Genomic DNA, 18903 nt, shown 5'->3' with positions numbered 1-18903 from the left:
ATACAGGAGGCTTAGATGAAACTTATTTTGATATTTGGTCCACAGGCTGTGGGGAAAATGACTGTAGGGCAAGAACTTGCTAAAATTACGGATTTAAAGCTTTTTCATAATCATATGACAATTGAACTGGTTACACCGATTTTTGATTACGGTACGAAGGAAGGACAAAGATTAGTAAGCTTGTTTCGACGGGAAATATTTGAGGCCGTAGCAAAAAGTGATTTGGAAGGATTAATTTTTACATATGTGTGGGCATTCGATCATCCATCTGATTGGGAGTATATAAATAATGTCTGTCAGATATTTGAGTCTAAAGGAGGCAAAGTTTATTTCGTAGAGCTGGAAGCCGACCTAAATGAAAGAATCGAGCGGAATAAAAGTCCTCACCGTCTTGAGCATAAGCCCACTAAAAGAAATATTGAATGGTCAGAAAATAACCTCAAGAAGTCGATGGAAAAATACAGGCTGAATTCTTTAGAGGGTGAAATAACAAAACAAGAATATATCAGAATTAATAATACAAATAAGAGTCCAGAAGAAGTAGCAAGAGTCATAAAGGAGAAATTTCAATTATAAATATCATTATATTGGAATTTTTAGAAGAGGAGACTATCATGAAGACGAATTTCTTCAAGTTAACAGAACCAACCCAAGAACTTGTTGACGTGTTTAACCGCTGGGAAAACAATCCAGATCTAATCCCATTAACCCGCCCCAACCTAAACCAAGCAGCATTGGATCGACGTGACACGATGACACTGGGTGAATTAAAACAAAGACTGGAGCACCATTATACCTACCTGATTTATCTGGATAACCAGTTGGTCGGTGAAATGAACTATATGATTGATCCCAATCATCTCTATAAGAAAGAGGCGGGTACCGCATGGATTGGCATAACCATTGGTGAATCTATTGGCAGGGGAAAAGGGATTGGATATCAGGCCATTCAATTTTTAGAGGAAGAAATTAAGAAGGCTGGATTAACTCGTGTGGAATTGGGTGTATTTGAATTTAACACACAGGCAAGAAAGCTATATGAAAAGCTAGGATACAAGGAGATTGGAAGAATTGAAAATTTCACCTATTGGGCGGATAAAATGTGGTTTGATATCCGAATGGAGAAGTATTTATAAAAATCGCTTCGTTAAGGCTGATATGTAAAAAGAGGAATGGTTAAATAATTATTTTCGTGGTCAATAGTTGAATAGATAGTAAAAATTTGATTACAATGTGAATAGTTGAGAAGTAGAAAGGGAGAGAACAAATGATTAATATAGTAGGCCAAATCATGCTTTATGTTAATAACCAGGAAGAGTCCGTAAAGTTTTGGACAGAGAAGGCTGGATTTACTGTGCTATCTGAGCAAGATAATGGTGCCATGAAATGGTTTGTCATTGCCCCATCGAAGGACGCACAAACAAGTATCGTTCTGCATAACAAGGAAGTGGTTGCGAAGTTCTCACCAGAACTTAATCTTGGAACCCCTTCACTGATGTTTTTTACTAAAGACCTAGATCAACTTTACAAGGACTTCCAAGATAAAAATATCACCGTTGGAGAAATTGTAAATATTCCTGGCGGCAGAGTGTTTAACTTTGCAGATAATGAAGAAAATTACTTTGCTGTGACAGAAATAAAGTAAATACACTGCAATTAAAATGTTAACGGGTTTACGTGTGTGGTGCAAATTTATAATTCACAAACCTAATCGTGGGTTTAATAAATAAGCGGAGAAACTTCTCCTAATTAGGAAAATGCACTGAGAATAGCTTAAATAAAGGGAAAGATTCCGGCTATTGACTCGAAAAACGTGAAAATGAGTCATTATTCCTTGCTTAAGCGGAAAAGCTCCGCTTAAATTCCCCGAACCGAGCCCTATTCACAGTCTAACCGGAAAATCTCCGCTTAGAGGGGGAACACCGCCATTAAATATAGGCGGTGTTTTTTACCATGCTTCCCTACAAATTTGGTAGATATGATAGGATTGGAATCATTAATTTTTCAAGGATCAGCGTAATTCGAAAGGAGACCAACAAACATAATGGTCTATCTAATTATCATATTAGGTGTTCTAGCAATTGGAATTATACTGTTTATTACGATACACCCAACGTTTGGGGGCAGCCCAAATAAGCAGGATCGTGAGCGGTATCGTGATTTCAACCATTATAAAAATCGAGCATTTGTTAATCAAATTCCAACGGACATGAAGATGGATGTATCTACGATTCTCTCACTAATGAAAGACTCATTTACAGGAAAAAAGGATCGTAGTCCTACTAACCCTATTCCCATTTCGATCGATTGGAACAAAATTCACAGTGTTGAAGACAGCTTGACCTGGTTTGGTCATTCAACGTTGCTGCTCACATTAGACAAGAAGAAAATCCTAATGGATCCGATGTTTGGACCGTCTCCATCACCTGTCTCATTTGTTGGAAGTAAGCGTTACAGTGAAGATCTTCTATATGTGATTGAAAAATTACCACAAATCGATATCGTGCTATTTACACATGATCATTATGATCATTTGGACTATCCTTCCATAATCAGGTTAAAAGATAAAGTAAATCATTTTTTCGTCCCACTTGGAGTAGCAGCACATTTACTAAAGTGGGGCGTAAAAGAAGACCGAATAACAGAATGTAATTGGTGGGATGAGGTTAAATGGGAAGGTTTAACGATTGCGTCAGTTCCGTCACAGCATTTTTCCGGCAGGGGATTGTTCAATCGAAATAGTACCTTGTGGAACGGCTGGGTCATTCTTTGTGAAAATCAAAGAATTTATACGAGTGGGGATGGCGGCTACGGACCTCATTTCAAGCAAATTGGCGAAAAATATGGTCCTTTTGACCTAACTCTAATGGAGGGCGGCCAATATGATCAACGCTGGTCAGATATCCATATGCAACCGGAAGAATCGGTACAAGCTCATCTTGATGTAAGAGGTAAAACCATGATGCTGATTCACTGGGGAGCTTTTACATTGGCTTATCATAGCTGGACAGATCCGGCGGACAGGGCAATACGTGCTGCTGAACAAAAAGAAGTAAATTTAATTGCACCAAATTTAGGGGAAACCGTTGTCTTAAATGGAAGTTACATAGAACCTAGTTCATGGTGGAAAGCACTCAGCACGAATAACGAGTTTGATATTGAATCATCTACTCCTAGATAAGGATATAATGTCAACTAGATTGACAATGCTTACTGCTTTCTGTATAGTTGGGGTGTAAATTATGATTGGAGTGAATCAGTTGATCCCAACCTCTGAATTACAAAATTTAGATCTGATTGACCTATTAAGTGAACGTCATAGTATGGTCAGAAGAATCGCAGAGAAAGCATGGAACAATCAAAGTGAGATTCATATTTCTAATTCCGAATGGTATATCATGGCTAGAATTTATCAAAAAAAGCCTACTATTTCGTATGTCACAAAAAATGTAGAAATTTCTCGTCAGGCAATACATAAGTTTATCAATAAGCTTGCGGAAAAAGGATTAGTTGAAATCGATAATGTCGAAAACAACAAGAAGGAAAAGTGTATTCAATTAACAGCCTTTGGTGAAGAGTGCTATAAGAAAAATGAGGCACTTAAAGCCCAGCTTGAGAATAAAATTGCCGAAAAAATAGGTACTGAGCAAGTAGAAATTCTAAAAGATTTATTAAAGTTAGATTGGGATATAAATCAATGAACAAAACCCTTGCTTAGCTAAAAAGCTAATAAGCGGGGGTTTTTCTAGTTTAATCCAAGATATTTCTCATAATTCTATTATTGATTTCTTCATAAGATGTGTTTAATGAAATTGCTAATTCTTTAAAAAGAATATTTTGTGCGTTTTTCAAAAGTTTACGGTCTTGCTCGTTCATTTTTTTATCCTGGCGTTCTACATCGATCTTTTTCCTCATCAATGTATTAATTACTTTTGCAATATCTTTTCTTTCACCAGTGTTTAAAATCTCAGAATATAGTTGAAGACGAAGGTTAGGTTTATCAACCCACTCTACCCCTGGATATTTAAAAGATTCTAGAATTTCATAGGCTTCCTCTTTTTGGATTAAATCGAGTATCGTTACTTTATCATTATGAACCGGAATACTGATGGTTAAATGATGTTTATTTTCCATTGGATGTAATACATAATAGCTTCTTGTAATCCCCGAAACGGTTTTATCGCAAATATCATTAATTTTGCAAATGCCATGTGCAGAATAGATAACCAGGTCTCCAATATGATACATGTATTCACTCCCAATATATTTCGTCAACTAAGTTGATAATAACTCATAATAAAATTTTTGTCAACCAAGTTGACATAGAGAAAAAATCTCTGATATAGTGAGTAAGTTCGTTTGTAAGTGGGGGTGTACAACGGAGATTGGATAATGGCTGATAATCGAAATTACGACAATCATTTCAGCACAATAGATAACGATAAAAGGAGATTTCAATGAGTACACAAATTCAAGTTAAAAATCCTAAAACGATGGCATTTATCTTAATGTTAGGTGCGTTTGCCGGGTTATTTGGGGAAACGGCATTAAATATGGCATTATCAAATATTATGGAGCAATTTTCAGTTCCAGCTGCAACAGCACAGTGGCTTACAACAGGATACCTATTAGTATTAGCAATTTTAGTTCCAATTTCAGCACTATTAATGAAATGGTTTACGACTAGACAATTAGTGATAGGGGGGGTAACGATTTCGCTGGCAGGCGCAATATTAGCTGCGTTAAATTTTAATTTTAGTATTCTATTACTAGGACGTGTTGTTCAAGCGGTTGGAACAGGTCTTTTATTACCGGTCATGCTGAGTGTAATGCTTCTTATTTTTCCCATTCAGAAACGCGGCATCGTTATGGGGCTTATGGGTCTCGTTGTCACGTTAGCTCCTGCATTAGGACCAACACTTTCAGGTGTTATTATTAGTACGTTAAGCTGGCCATTTATTTTCTGGTTTAGCGCTATTGCGTATGTGTTATTGATCTTGGTTGCGATGGCGAAAATTGAGAATGTTTCCGAAATCACAAAACATAAAATCGATGTTTCATCTATTTTAATATCAACGGTTGGTTTTGGCGGCTTGATTTTTGCATTGAGTTCGATGGCAGAAGAAGCTTTTACCTCTCCAAGAGTTTTGGCACCGTTGCTAGTAGGGATTATCGCACTTCTATTATTTGGTATTCGTCAAAATAATATGGCGCAGCCGATGGTAAATTTACGCGTCTTTAAGTATCCAATGTTCACATTAAGAACGCTGACGATGTTTCTTGGTATTTTGATTATTCTATCAACGGGAATTTTATTACCTATGTATTTAAAAGGGGCATTATTATTTAGTGCTGCGATGGCTGGTTTAATTTTACTTCCTGGTAATGCAGTCAACTTTATTTTGTCACCGATTGTATGAGCTCTTTTCGATAAAGTGGGAGCGCGGATTTCTGTACTGGGACTAATTGGTTCATTCTTTGTAAAAAAACCAAGCCCAGTAACGGAGAAATCTCCAACTGCTGTGAAAGTAACAGAACCTGTACGCAGTTAGGCAGGCTAAAAAACCATTCGGAAAAGTTACTTTTCGAATGGTTTCTTTTTTTAGGAAGAGATGATCTTTTTTGAGATATTATGAATGATATCGCCTCTGCTTAGCACACCTATGACACGGCCAGCACCGTTTACAACAGGCAGTTTTTTGAAATGATGACGGGATAATAGGCGGACGGTCTTATCAAACTCTTCATCAGGTGATACGAAGAGAAGGTTTCTTTTGGTCATAATATCTTTTACTTGTGTATCCAGCTTTTCATTTAATACTTCTTCAATTTCTTCCGCCTCTATGATATAAACAAGACCAGCAATCCCAAGAGGTTTTGGAGCAAGGTAGCGTAAGACGTCTCCATCTGATACCATACCTACCAAATGATCTTTGTCATCAACAACGGGTACACCGCCAATTCGATTTGAATTGAGTATATCTAATAATTCCTTGATGGTATTCGAAGGTTTTACCGTAAAAACTTTTGTAATCATGATGTCTCTTACTTTCATTAAAAGTCCCTCTTTTCTGATTGCAATCGCATACATTTATTTAACACTAGCTTAACACAAATAAAACACTGTTCTCTAATGAAGAAATGTGTCGATTTTACGTCCTCAGGTATGAGTTCTGATTTAAAAAGGTTGAATTGTCAAGTATTACTATTTTTCTTTTTGAACAGTATAATCAGGAATGGGAGTTGAGGAAATGAATTCTAAAGATATCGCAAATATTCGGAAGCAATTTAAGTTAAACAACAATCTGATGCAAATACGAGAGATACTAAATGTCTATGTTCAGAAAGAATCTGGTGAAATCTACCATTCCGTCATTTCACCCTTTGAAATGCTAGACCAAGAGTCACAGGAATTATTTTTAATAAATTTCAAAAAGGTGTTAACCGGACAACTCGATGCAAAACTATTTGAACTAAAATTTAAACGGGACGTGGAAGACAGTACCCAAATGATCCTCTTCGACGGTTTGCAGGCAGCAACTACCGATGACTGGATTGATCAAATGCACCAAATCGTTGCAAAGATGTTCGCTCATACGGTTTATGAATTTGATACAGTGGTAACGTTCATTCGTGGTGAGTATCGAAAAGCTACGAAGAAACGAGACCAAGAATCTGAAGAGGGCGGGGATGATGAAGTTTATTCAAACGAGTTTATCCTTTGCAGTCTGAATAAAACGGATCAGCCGAAAAGAGCTTTGGTATTTGATTATGTGGAAAGAGAGTTTAGATCGAGTAATGCTTTCGATCCAATCATTAATTTAGCCTCTCCGATGACAGGCTTTTTGTTCCCGGCTTTCAATGACAATGCTGCCGATGTGAACCATATTCTTTATTGTGCGGGTAAGGCCAATCAACCAGATGAGACATTTATGGAAGAGGTACTCAATTGTGAGGAAATCATTACAGCATTAGAAGAAAAGGACAGCTTCGAAATCATCCTTAATAAAGTAATCGGTGACAAAGTCGAATCCCAGATCATTTCGAATGTGTATGAGGAAATTGATCGGGTGGTCCAAGAGAGCAAAGAAAAAGAGGAAAGTGAAGCACCGATGTTGGATTCCCGGGATATCGAACGAATTTTAACGGTCAGCGGTGTGGAAAATGTCGATACTGCCAAAGTGGAACATGCTTTTAAGGCTATCTTAGACGATGAGAAACATGAACTTAAAGCAAGTAGTTTACTTCCTAAGACGATAAAAATTGAAACAAAGGTTGCAAATTTATCACTAAGCCCGAAAGAACTAAAATATGTAAAATATATAATGTTCCAAGGAAAACGGTGCCTCATGCTGGAAATTGATGATGATGTTGTGGTAGAAGGATTCACATTAGAATCGGAAATCATGTAAGTGTTTTTGCGACAGGTAAGTTGGTTCTCTACTCATGGTAGGAACCAACTTTTTTGTTTTGACAATCTTCAACTTGTTAGCTTAGTTAGTGTTTTGATATGATTTGTTTAGGTGATTAAGTTGGAAGAACTGATAAGGAAATGCTGGCAAATTAATAAGGCCTTTCAAATAGGTGTACAAGCAATAGATGAGGAATTGAAGACAATCATACATATTGCAGATGATAATGAACCTATTATGGTCGTTGAGGCACAAAAAAGAATGCTAGTGGAAATGCAAAAAGAATTAAGACAGGCAAATAAAGATAGTTTTTGTTATCAAACGGATTCTTTTCAACTATCTTATTTGGCTGTACCTATAAACGAAGATAAACGGTATAAGGGGATGGTTGTGGTTGGACCATTCTTGAATGAACGGGTCACTGACCATATAATCTGGAATGTAATAAAAGAAAACAATCTTGATAATAATTGGCTAAAACCATTAGAAACCTATTATAAAACATTACCTTTATTAGCACACACCTACTTAGCAATAGGTGATTTGATCGTCAATATAGTGATGAACCCACATGTTCAAGCACACATCATTGCATCTAATAACAGCGGCGAGCAATATCGTCTTGATGTCGAGCCTGAGGATTATGACCAAGGTGGAATTGAAATAAAACAAAGGTATGAGGCAGAAAAGAAACTATTGTACTACATCGAAATCGGCGATAAAGAAAACGCGATGAAAGCAATGCTTGATCATCATACAGGTGATTTTTTATATCGAGTGCCAGGGAACCCATTACGTGCAAGAAAAAATATTACCTTTTCAGGTAATACCATGTATAGGATCGCGGCTGGAAGAGGCGGTGTTGAACCACAATATTTGCACGCCATTTCGGAAAAATTCGCACTAAAGATTGAGTCAGCGGTGGCCATGTCTGAATTAAATACCATTGATGTCAGTATGATCGATGAATATTGTGAGGCGGTTAAACATTTCGCTATTATAGGGTATAGTCCGGTTGTAAAAAAAGCGTTAATGTATATAAACCTTCATTTTAATGATTCGATAAATTTACAATCCGTTGCAGATGAAATAGGATTTAATCGAACGTATCTCGCGAAAAAATTTAAGGCTGAAACGAATCTATCGGTGATTGATTATATCCAAAGAAAGCGAATCGACGAAGCAAAATTTCTTATTGATCTTGGCCGGTTATCGACAACAGAAATTGGCTTGCAGGTCGGTTTTAGCAGTTATAATTATTTTTGTAAGGTATTTAAAGATATAACAGGACTGACAACTACGGAGTATAAAAGTAGAAATCATTCGGAAAAAGAGGCACAAGCTTAATGCGTGCCTCTTTTCTCTTTTAGATATTAAAAAATATTTTTTCAATAGTTGCGTTTTTGTATAAAAGACAACAATATTGGGTGTGAAAGCCTCGCCAAATTGCTAATATTAACTGTAGGGGATTAAACCAGTTTAGGAGGCATTACATTGGAAAGTAATCATAAACAACCGAAATTAGAAGTTAGAGTTAAAAATCTCATCGAGGTAGATGGTTTAAAATTTAAAGATTTAAATAATAGCGGGAAGCTAGAACCTTATAAGGACTGGCGTTTAAGTCCGAAAGAGCGGGCTGAGAACCTAGTCACATTGATGAATATCGATGAAAAGATTGGCATGATGCTGATTAATACGCGTAAAATGGGCCTTTCTCAAGAAGATAAGAGTAAGACTAGTCATGATGGAGTGCTTGATGAAGCAATCGTTGAAAAAGGTGAAAACATTTTTGCGGTTTCGAAAATTTATGGAACTACGCATACGATTGAAAATATGCATTTACGTCATTTTATCCATCGAGACAACCATAGTCCAGCTGCAATGGCAGAGTGGATTAATAAAATGAATGAAGTAGCAGAGGGAACTCGTCTTGGCATTCCTGTCTTAATCACTTCTAATTCACGAAATGAAAATGGTGAATCCATCTTTGGTATGAACGATGCAGTCGGGATTTTTTCAACATGGCCAGGAACGTTAGGGCTTGCTGCTGCAGCTATGGGAGATATCAAAAATGGCGGCGATGCTTCACTTATTAGTGAATTTGCTCAAATTGCACATGATGAATGGGACGCTACAGGAATCAGAAAAGGGTATATGTATATGGCCGATACAGCCACAGACCCTAGATGGCAGCGTACATATGGTACATTCGGCGAAGATCCGGAATTTATTTCTGAAGTAATTGGCCGTATTATCGACGGATTCCAAGGAAAAGAGTTAGGGAAGAACAGTATTGCCATGACAACGAAGCATTTCCCAGGTGGTGGTGCAAGGGAAAATGGTTTTGATCCTCACTATGCAGAAGGAAAATGGAATCTATATCCAACACCAGGTAGTTTAGAAAAATATCATTTACCACCATTTAGAGCAGCGGTTGAACATGGAACATCATCCATCATGCCATATTATTCAATTCCAAGTATTGGTAAGAGTGTGGTTCAAGAATTCGAAGGAGAAGATATTCCATTCGAAGAAGTTGGTTTTACGTTCAATCACTACTTCTTACAACATATCCTTAGAGGAAAGCTCGGGTTTAAAGGCTATATCAATAGTGATAGCGGTATTACTAATAAAATGAGCTGGGGCGTTGAAGATAAGACCGAAGCGGAGCGTTTTGCAAAAGCCATCAATGCCGGGACGGATCTTGTTGCAGATACCAATGATATTGAAAACCTTAAAATTGCAATTGAAAAAGGCTGGATTAGTGAAAAGCGTATCAATGAAGCGAATGTAAGACTTCTTACAGAAATGTTTACATTAGGAATCTTTGATGATCGTACGTATGTATCCCCAGAGTATGCGACTGAAGTCGTTAGCACTCCAAAGCATTGGGAAGCGGCATATGAAGCACACAAGAAATCCGTAACCGTTCTTAAAAATTCTAATATGACTTTACCATTAAGCGCTGAAAAGCTTACGAATAAGAAGGTTTATGTGGAAGTTTTCCATAAGGATCCAGAACTTGCAGCTACGTATACGGAACAAGCAAGGAAAGAATGCAAGGAACTTGCTACTTTTACGTTAACAGATAACCATGAAGAAGCAGATGTAGCCATTTTATTCTTGCAGCCAAAATCCGGATCTTATTTTAATGCGACACCTGGACTTTTAGAACTTGAATTATGCGAGAATAAAACGTTAAAAGCATTAGATGGCGCGGAATACCAAGAAACAACATTAAGTGGATTAGAGCATTTAAAGGCAGTATGTGATAACATCCATGATCGTGGTGGTAAGGTTGTCATTAGTGTGAATGTTACATTGCCATGGATTATAGGAAATGCGGAACCTTTAGCAGATGCAGTTGTTGCTGGTTACGATACCTTCTTTAAGCCGCAATTTGAGGTAATTGCTGGTGAGTTCCAGCCAGTGGGTGTATTACCTATTACATTACCGGCAAGTGAAGAAGTGATTGCTGTCGATGAAAATGGGGATTGTGTGTCGCCAAATGATGTACCAGGCTACGATAAGGACAAGTATATGCCTGAAGGACTTTCTTATGCTTATAAAGATAGTGATGGTAATGTCTATAAGCTTGGACATGGATTGAAATATTAATAAATTTATTTTTTAAGCTAAGGTGAACTGCCTTAGCTTTTTTTGTCCCATCAAATAATGTACTAATACTGATTCAATGAAATAGGTAATATGGACTAACTATCAGCTCATATATATGGGAGGGAGTGTATAGGTAAGGAGGGTCAGCTATGGCAAATCCCATTGTTGCTCGGTCTTTAGACGAAATTAAGTTTTGGTCTAGGATTATGAAGGAACATTCATTATTTTTAAGTCTTGGGTTCACGTTTGAACAGAAACAATTAATTGAAGAAGCCCAGCAGTTTATGGATTTATTCGAGAGGATTGAGGAGAAGCTTTCTAGATTTACAGTAAATTCTGACTTACGTCAAGTTCAAGCTTTTAATACTGAGGTGTATCAGGCAGCAGCTTCTATTTACGCGTATAAAAGAAAAATCCTGGATTTAACGTTGAAGTGTCAAATCAGGCATAACAATTTTCCGTTATTAGTTGACCATATTAGCCGAGAGGCTGCCTATTTTGCGAATCGGTTAAAAGAATTGAATGAGGGAAAATTAGCCCCGACACCAGATACGGTTATACAAGAAAATGTATTTTTCTTAAAAATCATGGCGGACCACGCAAAGTTTATCGGGCATCTGTTAGATCCTTCAGAAAGAAAATTAGTAGATCAAGCGAGAGAGTTTAGTAATGATTTTGATAAATTGTTGTTTCAGGCAGTAGATTTAGAATACATGCGGCCTCAATCGGAAACCAAACCATTGCTTGGTCAAATGTTAAACCAAAATAAAGTATCGGTTGCTTCATTAAGGGATTTCAAGAAAACTGCAAGAGACTTAATCGAAGAATGTCGGATTAAGAGCAATATACATCCTCTCTTAGCTGACCATACATTTAGGGAAGCTTCAAGATTCATAGAAATTATAGAAATGTTTGAGGCAAGTCTAAGTGGAACGTAAATAAACGAAAGACCTTCCACCAAAATTGGTGGAAGGTTTGTTTACATTCCTTAAGCCTCTTTTGTCTTTCTTTCATAATCCAAAAGCTGGCCGACAAATGAAATCTCTTTAATGGTTACCAATAGTTCCCCGGTTGGAATTTTTATAGATACCTTGTCACCGAGATTCTTAAAAAGCAGCTGCCTGCCTACTGGAGATAAAAAGGATATATAGCCTAAATCCGGATCTGACTGTTCGGGGTAACAAATTACATAATCCTCTGTTTCATCTTCCTCATCATATAAAACCGTAACCTTTGTCCCGATAAAAACCTTTGGAAAAAATGAAATAATTTCATTTCTTTTATTCGTTTTTAATAAGTCTTCAACTTCTAACACATATAAATTAAAAAAGTGTTTTAATCGTTCTTGAATAGGAGTGGAAGAAAGATAAAGGTTCGTTAATTCCTTGATATTATCGTCTATATAATTCAACTGTTGAACATAGTAATCCTTAGTTAGATGTAGACTATGGTTCATAGTAGATAACCCCCAAACTTGGATTGAACTTTTTGCAAAACTTCATTAATTGTTTCATTTATAACTCCTCCTAAATATAAAAAATAAACCTTCCATACAGAAATAAGATAACCCACAGTAAAATGGCGTTACCTGTATTCCTATTACAATAAAGGAGGCTAAACCCCTTTACCTAATGGAAGATATTAGTTCTATTTTACCATATATCAACAGAAATAGCATGATTAGCAATTTTTGTTGAAAAGTATTTAACGAACATCAAAAAAACAGTCTCTTTAAGGAGACTGTCGTATAAAAATTAGTTTGGTTTTAAAAAGTACAGCAGAATTCACTTTTTAAAGTAAAAGCGCCAAACCTTTTTGAAGATGAGTAAACCAAAAATAATGACAACAAGGAAGCCGATTAAGGAAATGAGGATGTTAAAAATATTAGCAAGTGCGCCTAGAGTAAGGAGAGTAAGGAAAGTAGTAATAACACCAGTAGTGCAAAGCAGCAACCAAACTAACCCTGTTAAAAATCCAAGGAAAAGACCCAAAATGCCACAGGAAGAATGCCCATTACTCATGTAATTCACCCCCTCACTATGGTAGTTCATGATTATTGTATGCAGACTGGAGGGAGCATGTTTTACAAATCAAGCAAAAGGGGCTCAAAATAGGCGAGTAAGGGTGACAGTAAAGGGTAAATTAAAGGGAGACATTAAATGGTGACATTAAACGGTGACAGGCACCGCTCGTGGACACTGTCCACCTCAGGCGGACAGTTGTTTTGGGGTTAAAAGGAAGAGCGATTACTTTTTAGTAATCGCTCTGGTTATTCAGGAGTTTTAAAACGAGATCATGGCTCCTCTTTCATCAAATAGTGAGGAAGGGTTCCATGCTACTTCCCAGAGGTTGTTTTCGGGGTCAGCGAAATACGCTGTTCTTCCTCCCCAGAATGCGTCGCTGGGCTCTCTGAGAATTTTTCCGCCTGCATGCCTAATTTCCTCAATGGTTTCGTCAACCTGACTAGGAGAATCTACATTTATAGCAAACGTCACACCATGAAAGGTTTCTGGTTTTTGTTCGAATTCCACTCCCGCGTCTTTGGCTAATTCCGCTATAGGGAAAATGGATAATAGAACACCTGCTGTTTTGAATACAGCATAATTATCTGAGCTTATTTCTGTTTCGTCCCAGCCTAAACTTTTATAAAAAGAACGTAGTTCAGGTACATGATAGGCTCCAATCGTAATCAAGCTGACTCTCTGCATAACCATATTGTTTACCTCCAACCATTAAAGTTTACCTTCATAAATATTCTATTTAGAAATAATAAATCCTTCTTGACTGGACCTTATGTATAAATATCTAATTTTGGTTTGGGAATTCTATGTATTATGGAGGGATTTTTGATGACGAATAAAATAGAAATAGTAAAACTAACAAGTGCTGAGATATCTGCACTATGGGCAAACAATATAAATATCACCGTGGTAATCTGTATGATGACGCACTTTTTAGATACCTGTACAGATCCTGATATTCGAAAACTTATTGAAGATACAAAGCGGTTAGCCGAAACACATATCAATCAAATTGAACAGTTATTTTTAAAGGAGCAAATTGTAATACCTGAAGGATTCAGTGCTGAGAAACATGTTGTTCCTAAAGCAGAAAAACTGTTCTCTGATCTCTATTACATACAGTGTATCCTTCAAATCAGCAAATTTGGGGTTGCTTCACATACAGCGGGTTTAACTGTTTCCGCCAGAGAAGACGTGCGACAGCTATTTAAAGAGCATATGGACGAAGTGTCTAATCTATATAATAATGTTGTCAATAAAATGCAGGAAAAAGGGATATATGTAAGAATGCCGTACATGAATTATCCATCTGAAGTCGATTTTGTTAACAAAGAAAATTTTCTGACAGGATGGTTGGGACGAAGACGTTCATTGTTAGGGATTGAAGTCACACATTTGATGATTAATATCATCCAGAATGAAATGGGAATGCAAATGTGCAGTGGTTTTTCAAAAGTAACACAGGATTCCGAACTTCGCGAGTATTTTCTTCGCGGAAAGAACATGTGTAAGCACATCGTAAGTTCCATTCATGATGTAATGGAAGAAAGTGAAGTACCATCGGCCAGTACGTGGGATCAAAGTGTCACAGATTCAACAGTTGCTCCATTTTCTGATCAATTAATGTTATTTATAGTCGGTATACTATCCAATCTAGGAATGGCTGCGTATGGTGCTGGAATTTCCACTACCATGCGCAGGGATATTAGTGCTATGTACGCCAATTTTCTGACCAAAACAGCAGCTTTTGGAGAAGACGGAATGAATTTAATGATTGAACGAAAATGGATGGAGCAGCCTCCCCAATTTGAAACAGCAAAATGAGAAACATACCTGAGAAAAGAGCAGATGCCTTCTGCTCTTTTCTTGTATGATTTGTAAACAGTCTGTAAAATAACAATCAAGCAGACAGACTGAGGGATAAAAATGAAGAGATATAAATTAATGAAAAATTACAAAGGTATTCATAAAAAAGGAACAACTTTTTTTCTTATATCCGAATCAGAGTTTATTGGTGTAAAAGAGTTCGTTTTGCAAACAAAGAACTTAGACGGCAAAATCATTCTTTCTGAAAAAGAGCTAAAGGACCACTTTAGGCAAATATATTAATTCATTAGTGAAAACTATAAAAAATCAAGAAACAAGTTGTTACTTGTTTGAAAATTGTGCAAAATAGAGTGTGAAGTGGTTATCGTTGTGCAAATTAACGGTATGAAAGAAATGCGTATCCACCATACGAGAGGAGTAAATGAAATGATAAAAGTTGTAGCAAAAGCCAAATTGAAACCAGGTGTGTCAGTCGAGGATTATCTCATTCAAGCTAAAGAATTAGTGGCAGAAACCAGAAAAGAAGAGGGCTGTATCACTTATGCTCTACATCAGGATATCAATGACTCATCAATCGTTACTATGCTTGAAGAATGGGTCGATGAAGAGTCTTTAAATCAACATAATCAAACCGAACATGTTAAAAGAATTGTCCCAGGGCTTAGAGAGTTACGGGAAAGTAGCGAAATTAACATTTATAGAGAAGTAGAATAGAAACGTGCAGAGCGGAGGAAACGTCATGAAGTTGGAAAAGGTTCGTTGGGGAATTATCGGTTGCGGGGATGTCACCGAAGTAAAAAGCGGCCCGGCCTTCCAAAAAATTAACAACTCTGAGTTGGTTGCGGTGATGCGCAGAACAGGGGAGCTTGCAAAAGACTATGCGGAACGTCATCATGTTCCCAAATGGTATGACGATGCAGACGCACTCATTAACGATCCAGATGTCGATGCCGTCTATATCGCAACACCTCCTGGGTCTCATATGGAATATACCATAAAGGCAGCTAAGGCAGGGAAACCTGTTTATGTAGAAAAGCCAATGGCGCGCAATTATGCGGAATGCCAAGAAATGATTGCAGCATGTGAAAAAGCAGGTGTCCCATTATATGTGGCATACTACCGCAGAGCACAACCACGATTTTTAAAAATAAAAGAGTTGTTAGAAAATGGGGCTATTGGCGAGGTTCGGTTCGTTACTGCCACACAATATCAAAAAGATTTGGAAGCGGGGAAAGGACCTGAACAGCTCTCTTGGCGTGTTCAACCTGAATTGGCGGGTGGAGGATTGTTTTTTGACTTAGCCAGTCATACCCTAGATATACTCGACTTTTTGCTGGGACCGATAAAGTCAGTCCAAGGATTTGCCTCAAACCAAGCTGGTTATTATTCTGCAGAAGATATTGTCTCAGGTACATATTTGTTTGAATCTGGTGTTCATGGTGTAGGAAAATGGTGTTTTACTGCATTTGAGAATGAGGATATAAATGAAATTGTAGGAAGCAAAGGGAAGATTACCTTTTCCACGTTTGGAGACGAACCCATTCGATTGACCACGGAGCAAGGTACAGAAGAGTGGCGTTTTGAACGGCCGCAGCACGTTCACCAACCCCTAGTGGAAACGATTGTAGCAGACTTAACAACCGCCAGCAGCAAATGCCCAAGCACTGGACGGACAGGTGCCAGAACGAACTGGGTCATGGGTGAAATGGTAAAGAACTATTACCTATAAGTAACAGACAAAAAAAGTAACCATCCCTAAAAGAATGGTTACTTTTTTACTATTAAACTATGATAAGTCTTAAGGCACCAATCAAGGCAAATCCAACAATAAGAGTCTGGAAGGCTTTTTGTGGAATCAGAGGTACCACTTTAATTCCGATAAAAGCACCTATTAAAATAGTAGGAATCAACCACATATTAAAGGTAATAGAATCAATGGTAATTAACCCTAAACTAATATAAAAAGGAATTTTAATCAAATTCACGAACATGAAAAACCATGCCCCTGTCCCAACAAACTCATTTTTCGGCAAGCCTTTCATTAATAAATAAATGGCCATTACGCCGCCTGCAGCGTTACCGATCATCGTTGTAAATCCTGCTAAGATTCCCATGGAAAGAGTAAACCATAAGGACTTTGGCAGTACTTTTGTAAATTTTTCCCCAAATCGTTCACGACTGATATGCAAGATAATAAGTGCTAATACGATGATACCAATCAGAGGTTTTAACTGATCGCTGTTGATCTGGTTAAGGACAAAATAACCAATCACGATTCCAATCAATACCCAAGGAATCAATGAAATGAGATATTTCCAAACCACACTTCGACGATAAAAAAAGACAGCAAACAGATCACCGACCACTAGCATAGGCAATAGAATTCCGATAGATTCTTTTGCAGGAAATACGTACATAAGAATCGTGGCAACGAGAATACCCATGCTGGATACACCTGTTTTTGTAAATCCTATTAAAACTGTACTTAAAATAACGACAAACCATTCGATGTAGGATAATTCAAACATGATGACTCACCTCAGTTTTTTAAATTCTCTATACTATTTTAAAGCAGAAAAGGATTAATTTCTATGTTTACTTTTTGGGATTTCACGTGTATTAAGGGTACATTGATTCAATTTTTATAGGTAAATGGTAAAATTAAGAAAAATACCAATAAAGGGGGAAAATAACATTGTCTTTAAGAGTTGGTGACATTGTTGAGAGGAAACTTTGGGGGTAAAAGTTCAAGAATAATACAATTGGTTGAAAGGAAGGTAACATGAAGAAAATAGATGAGTACTTTGAAACAACGATGGAAGCCTGGAGTATGATGCAAAAGACTTCTGGTGACGAAGGGGCAGAATGGGCAGAAAGATTTGAACGCTACTTTTATGAGTTTATCGATGAATTGAAGAAATGGTGGGAGACACTTGATCCAAAGCCTAAAAATATTGAAGAGGCTGAGGAGTTACCTGAAATAAAAAAGTGGATGGAACAAATTCCTGCTCCTGTACAACTAAACTTTCTTACCGAATTGGAGGATATTGTGGATGGTTTAGACACGGTGCGGTTCGACTAAATTGTGGAGGAGGAATAAATCCATTAGAAGGAATCTAAGTGGTAAAAATGAGGAAAACTCACTGAAAGATCGCGGCGAGTTTTCCTATGTTAAGATTTATCTCTAATTGTTCGTTATTACATCATTTTCCGTTGGGACTGACTTTTTAACAATATTTTCTTTCCGCCCCGCAATATCTTTGGATTCGAGCGGTTCTTCGCTACATCCACTTAACAGAAAAATAAGAGTTTCTGCATTCAATCCCCCATTTTCACCTATAAGCTTACCACAAATCAACCATTTTCAGACAATTGAGTCTTATATTAATAATGCCTAAGTTATTTTTATCTATTCCATAAAATGTCGCAGACTTACAATCAAAAAGGAAGAGAGGGGTTTAGATGGCAATCATAAAATTAAAGAAAAGCGATATCAAAGAAGCTCTGGATTTAGTTTGGAAGGTATTTTTGGAATTTGAAGCTCCTGATTACACACCGCAGGGGATAGAAGAATTCAAGAAATATATTTCCTACGATTCAATGATAAAACAATATGAGAAGGAAGAGATATTCTTTTGGGGATGTGTAGTTAATAATGAATTAACTGGGGTAATCGCAACAAGAGGAAGCAATCACATCTGCCTGCTTTTTGTGAATAAACAGTATCATAGGCAAGGGATTGCAAAACGTTTATTCCTAACAGTTTTAGAGGATTGTAAAAGTAAGTTGAATATTAATACCATTAGTGTAAATTCATCACGCTATGCAATAGAAGTATATCATCGACTTGGATTTGTTGATTGTGATGAGGAACAGAATGTAAAAGGAATTAGATATACCCCGATGTGCTATTCAATAAAATAGTTGTATAAAAGTAGGATTACACACTATATCTGTATGCTTGCTGTTGAATTACTCAACAGCTTTTTTTTGTGACAAATTGTAAGATTTTGGGTTTTATCTTG

22 protein-coding genes are annotated in these 18903 nt (G+C 37.1%); 16 read left to right on the top strand and 6 right to left on the bottom strand.

Annotated features, from left to right (window positions below; all coding sequences use genetic code 11):
• The first annotated feature begins 15 nt into the window (after positions 1–15).
• From ACN6MT_RS20895 to ACN6MT_RS20875, 5 genes are all read left to right on the top strand, one after another.
• Entirely contained in the window at positions 16–576 is a 561-nt protein-coding gene (locus ACN6MT_RS20895) for an AAA family ATPase (RefSeq protein WP_419887863.1), read from the top strand.
• Between the two features lie 38 nt (positions 577–614).
• The gene (locus ACN6MT_RS20890) at positions 615–1136 is read left to right on the top strand and encodes a GNAT family N-acetyltransferase (RefSeq protein ID WP_419887862.1); all 522 of its coding nucleotides are present in this window, start codon (positions 615–617) and stop codon (positions 1134–1136) included.
• 131 nt (positions 1137–1267) lie between these two features.
• Positions 1268–1645, top strand: coding sequence for a VOC family protein (locus tag ACN6MT_RS20885; protein ID WP_419887861.1), 378 nt, complete (start codon positions 1268–1270; stop codon positions 1643–1645).
• 399 nt (positions 1646–2044) lie between these two features.
• Complete coding sequence (locus ACN6MT_RS20880; RefSeq protein ID WP_419887860.1) at positions 2045–3181, top strand: MBL fold metallo-hydrolase; 1137 nt, start codon at positions 2045–2047, stop codon at positions 3179–3181.
• 61 nt (positions 3182–3242) lie between these two features.
• Positions 3243–3701, top strand: coding sequence for a MarR family winged helix-turn-helix transcriptional regulator (locus ACN6MT_RS20875; RefSeq protein ID WP_063252486.1), 459 nt, complete (start codon positions 3243–3245; stop codon positions 3699–3701).
• A 49-nt stretch (positions 3702–3750) separates the two neighbouring features.
• On the opposite strand, the gene ACN6MT_RS20870 is transcribed toward ACN6MT_RS20875, so the two are convergent.
• Positions 3751–4248 (bottom strand): CarD family transcriptional regulator, encoded by a 498-nt coding sequence (locus ACN6MT_RS20870; protein WP_419887859.1) that lies wholly within the window; start codon positions 4246–4248, stop codon positions 3751–3753.
• Between the two features lie 209 nt (positions 4249–4457).
• On the opposite strand from ACN6MT_RS20870, the gene ACN6MT_RS20865 reads away from it, so the two are divergent.
• The gene (locus ACN6MT_RS20865) at positions 4458–5420 is read left to right on the top strand and encodes an MFS transporter (protein ID WP_419887858.1); all 963 of its coding nucleotides are present in this window, start codon (positions 4458–4460) and stop codon (positions 5418–5420) included.
• 182 nt (positions 5421–5602) lie between these two features.
• On the opposite strand, the gene ACN6MT_RS20860 is transcribed toward ACN6MT_RS20865, so the two are convergent.
• On the bottom strand, positions 5603–6055 hold the full coding sequence (locus tag ACN6MT_RS20860) for a CBS domain-containing protein (protein ID WP_419887857.1): 453 nt from the start codon (positions 6053–6055) through the stop codon (positions 5603–5605).
• A 196-nt stretch (positions 6056–6251) separates the two neighbouring features.
• Here ACN6MT_RS20860 and ACN6MT_RS20855 point away from each other — a divergent pair, with 196 nt between their 5' ends.
• The 4 genes from ACN6MT_RS20855 to ACN6MT_RS20840 all read left to right on the top strand — a co-directional run bounded on the left by ACN6MT_RS20855 (position 6252) and on the right by ACN6MT_RS20840 (position 11968).
• Positions 6252–7412, top strand: a complete 1161-nt coding sequence (locus ACN6MT_RS20855; protein ID WP_419887856.1) for a DUF4317 domain-containing protein — start codon at positions 6252–6254, stop codon at positions 7410–7412.
• 120 nt (positions 7413–7532) lie between these two features.
• Positions 7533–8759 carry a helix-turn-helix domain-containing protein gene (locus tag ACN6MT_RS20850; RefSeq protein ID WP_419887855.1) on the top strand — a complete coding sequence of 409 codons (1227 nt, stop codon included), beginning with the start codon at positions 7533–7535 and terminating at the stop codon, positions 8757–8759.
• A 147-nt stretch (positions 8760–8906) separates the two neighbouring features.
• Positions 8907–11030, top strand: coding sequence for a glycoside hydrolase family 3 protein (locus tag ACN6MT_RS20845; protein WP_419887854.1), 2124 nt, complete (start codon positions 8907–8909; stop codon positions 11028–11030).
• Between the two features lie 149 nt (positions 11031–11179).
• On the top strand, positions 11180–11968 hold the full coding sequence (locus ACN6MT_RS20840; protein ID WP_419887853.1) for a DUF2935 domain-containing protein: 789 nt from the start codon (positions 11180–11182) through the stop codon (positions 11966–11968).
• Positions 11969–12018: 50 nt separating this feature from the next.
• Here ACN6MT_RS20840 and ACN6MT_RS20835 read toward each other — a convergent pair whose 3' ends face one another.
• The 3 genes from ACN6MT_RS20835 to ACN6MT_RS20825 all read right to left on the bottom strand — a co-directional run bounded on the left by ACN6MT_RS20835 (position 12019) and on the right by ACN6MT_RS20825 (position 13744).
• The gene (locus tag ACN6MT_RS20835; RefSeq protein WP_419887852.1) at positions 12019–12486 is read right to left on the bottom strand and encodes a GreA/GreB family elongation factor; all 468 of its coding nucleotides are present in this window, start codon (positions 12484–12486) and stop codon (positions 12019–12021) included.
• A gap of 328 nt (positions 12487–12814) precedes the next feature.
• Positions 12815–13051: a hypothetical protein gene (locus ACN6MT_RS20830; protein ID WP_063252493.1), complete on the bottom strand. Its 237-nt coding sequence runs from the start codon at positions 13049–13051 to the stop codon at positions 12815–12817.
• Positions 13052–13312: 261 nt separating this feature from the next.
• The gene (locus tag ACN6MT_RS20825) at positions 13313–13744 is read right to left on the bottom strand and encodes a VOC family protein (protein ID WP_419887851.1); all 432 of its coding nucleotides are present in this window, start codon (positions 13742–13744) and stop codon (positions 13313–13315) included.
• Positions 13745–13879: 135 nt separating this feature from the next.
• Here ACN6MT_RS20825 and ACN6MT_RS20820 point away from each other — a divergent pair, with 135 nt between their 5' ends.
• The 4 genes from ACN6MT_RS20820 (at position 13880) to ACN6MT_RS20805 (ending at position 16607) form a co-directional block, all read left to right on the top strand.
• Positions 13880–14875, top strand: a complete 996-nt coding sequence (locus tag ACN6MT_RS20820) for a DUF3231 family protein (protein ID WP_419887850.1) — start codon at positions 13880–13882, stop codon at positions 14873–14875.
• A 120-nt stretch (positions 14876–14995) separates the two neighbouring features.
• A complete protein-coding gene (locus ACN6MT_RS20815; RefSeq protein WP_235847083.1) occupies positions 14996–15160 on the top strand; it encodes a hypothetical protein in 165 nt (54 codons plus the stop codon).
• Positions 15161–15247: 87 nt separating this feature from the next.
• A complete protein-coding gene (locus ACN6MT_RS20810) occupies positions 15248–15592 on the top strand; it encodes a putative quinol monooxygenase (RefSeq protein ID WP_419887849.1) in 345 nt (114 codons plus the stop codon).
• A gap of 25 nt (positions 15593–15617) precedes the next feature.
• Positions 15618–16607 (top strand): Gfo/Idh/MocA family protein, encoded by a 990-nt coding sequence (locus ACN6MT_RS20805; RefSeq protein ID WP_419887848.1) that lies wholly within the window; start codon positions 15618–15620, stop codon positions 16605–16607.
• Positions 16608–16659: 52 nt separating this feature from the next.
• Here the strand turns inward: ACN6MT_RS20805 and ACN6MT_RS20800 are convergent, their stop codons facing one another.
• On the bottom strand, positions 16660–17406 hold the full coding sequence (locus tag ACN6MT_RS20800) for a sulfite exporter TauE/SafE family protein (protein ID WP_419887847.1): 747 nt from the start codon (positions 17404–17406) through the stop codon (positions 16660–16662).
• Between the two features lie 254 nt (positions 17407–17660).
• Between ACN6MT_RS20800 and ACN6MT_RS20795 the strand changes: the two genes are divergently transcribed.
• On the top strand, positions 17661–17960 hold the full coding sequence (locus ACN6MT_RS20795; protein ID WP_063252495.1) for a hypothetical protein: 300 nt from the start codon (positions 17661–17663) through the stop codon (positions 17958–17960).
• 380 nt (positions 17961–18340) lie between these two features.
• Positions 18341–18802, top strand: a complete 462-nt coding sequence (locus tag ACN6MT_RS20790) for a GNAT family N-acetyltransferase (RefSeq protein ID WP_419887846.1) — start codon at positions 18341–18343, stop codon at positions 18800–18802.
• Positions 18803–18903: the final 101 nt, after the last annotated feature.

This window comes from Neobacillus niacini (genome assembly GCF_048572935.1).
In the GTDB taxonomy this organism is placed as follows: domain Bacteria; phylum Bacillota; class Bacilli; order Bacillales; family Cytobacillaceae; genus Neobacillus; species Neobacillus niacini.
Note: the sequence above shows the minus strand (reverse complement) of the source record. Positions and strands in the feature narration are given on the sequence as shown.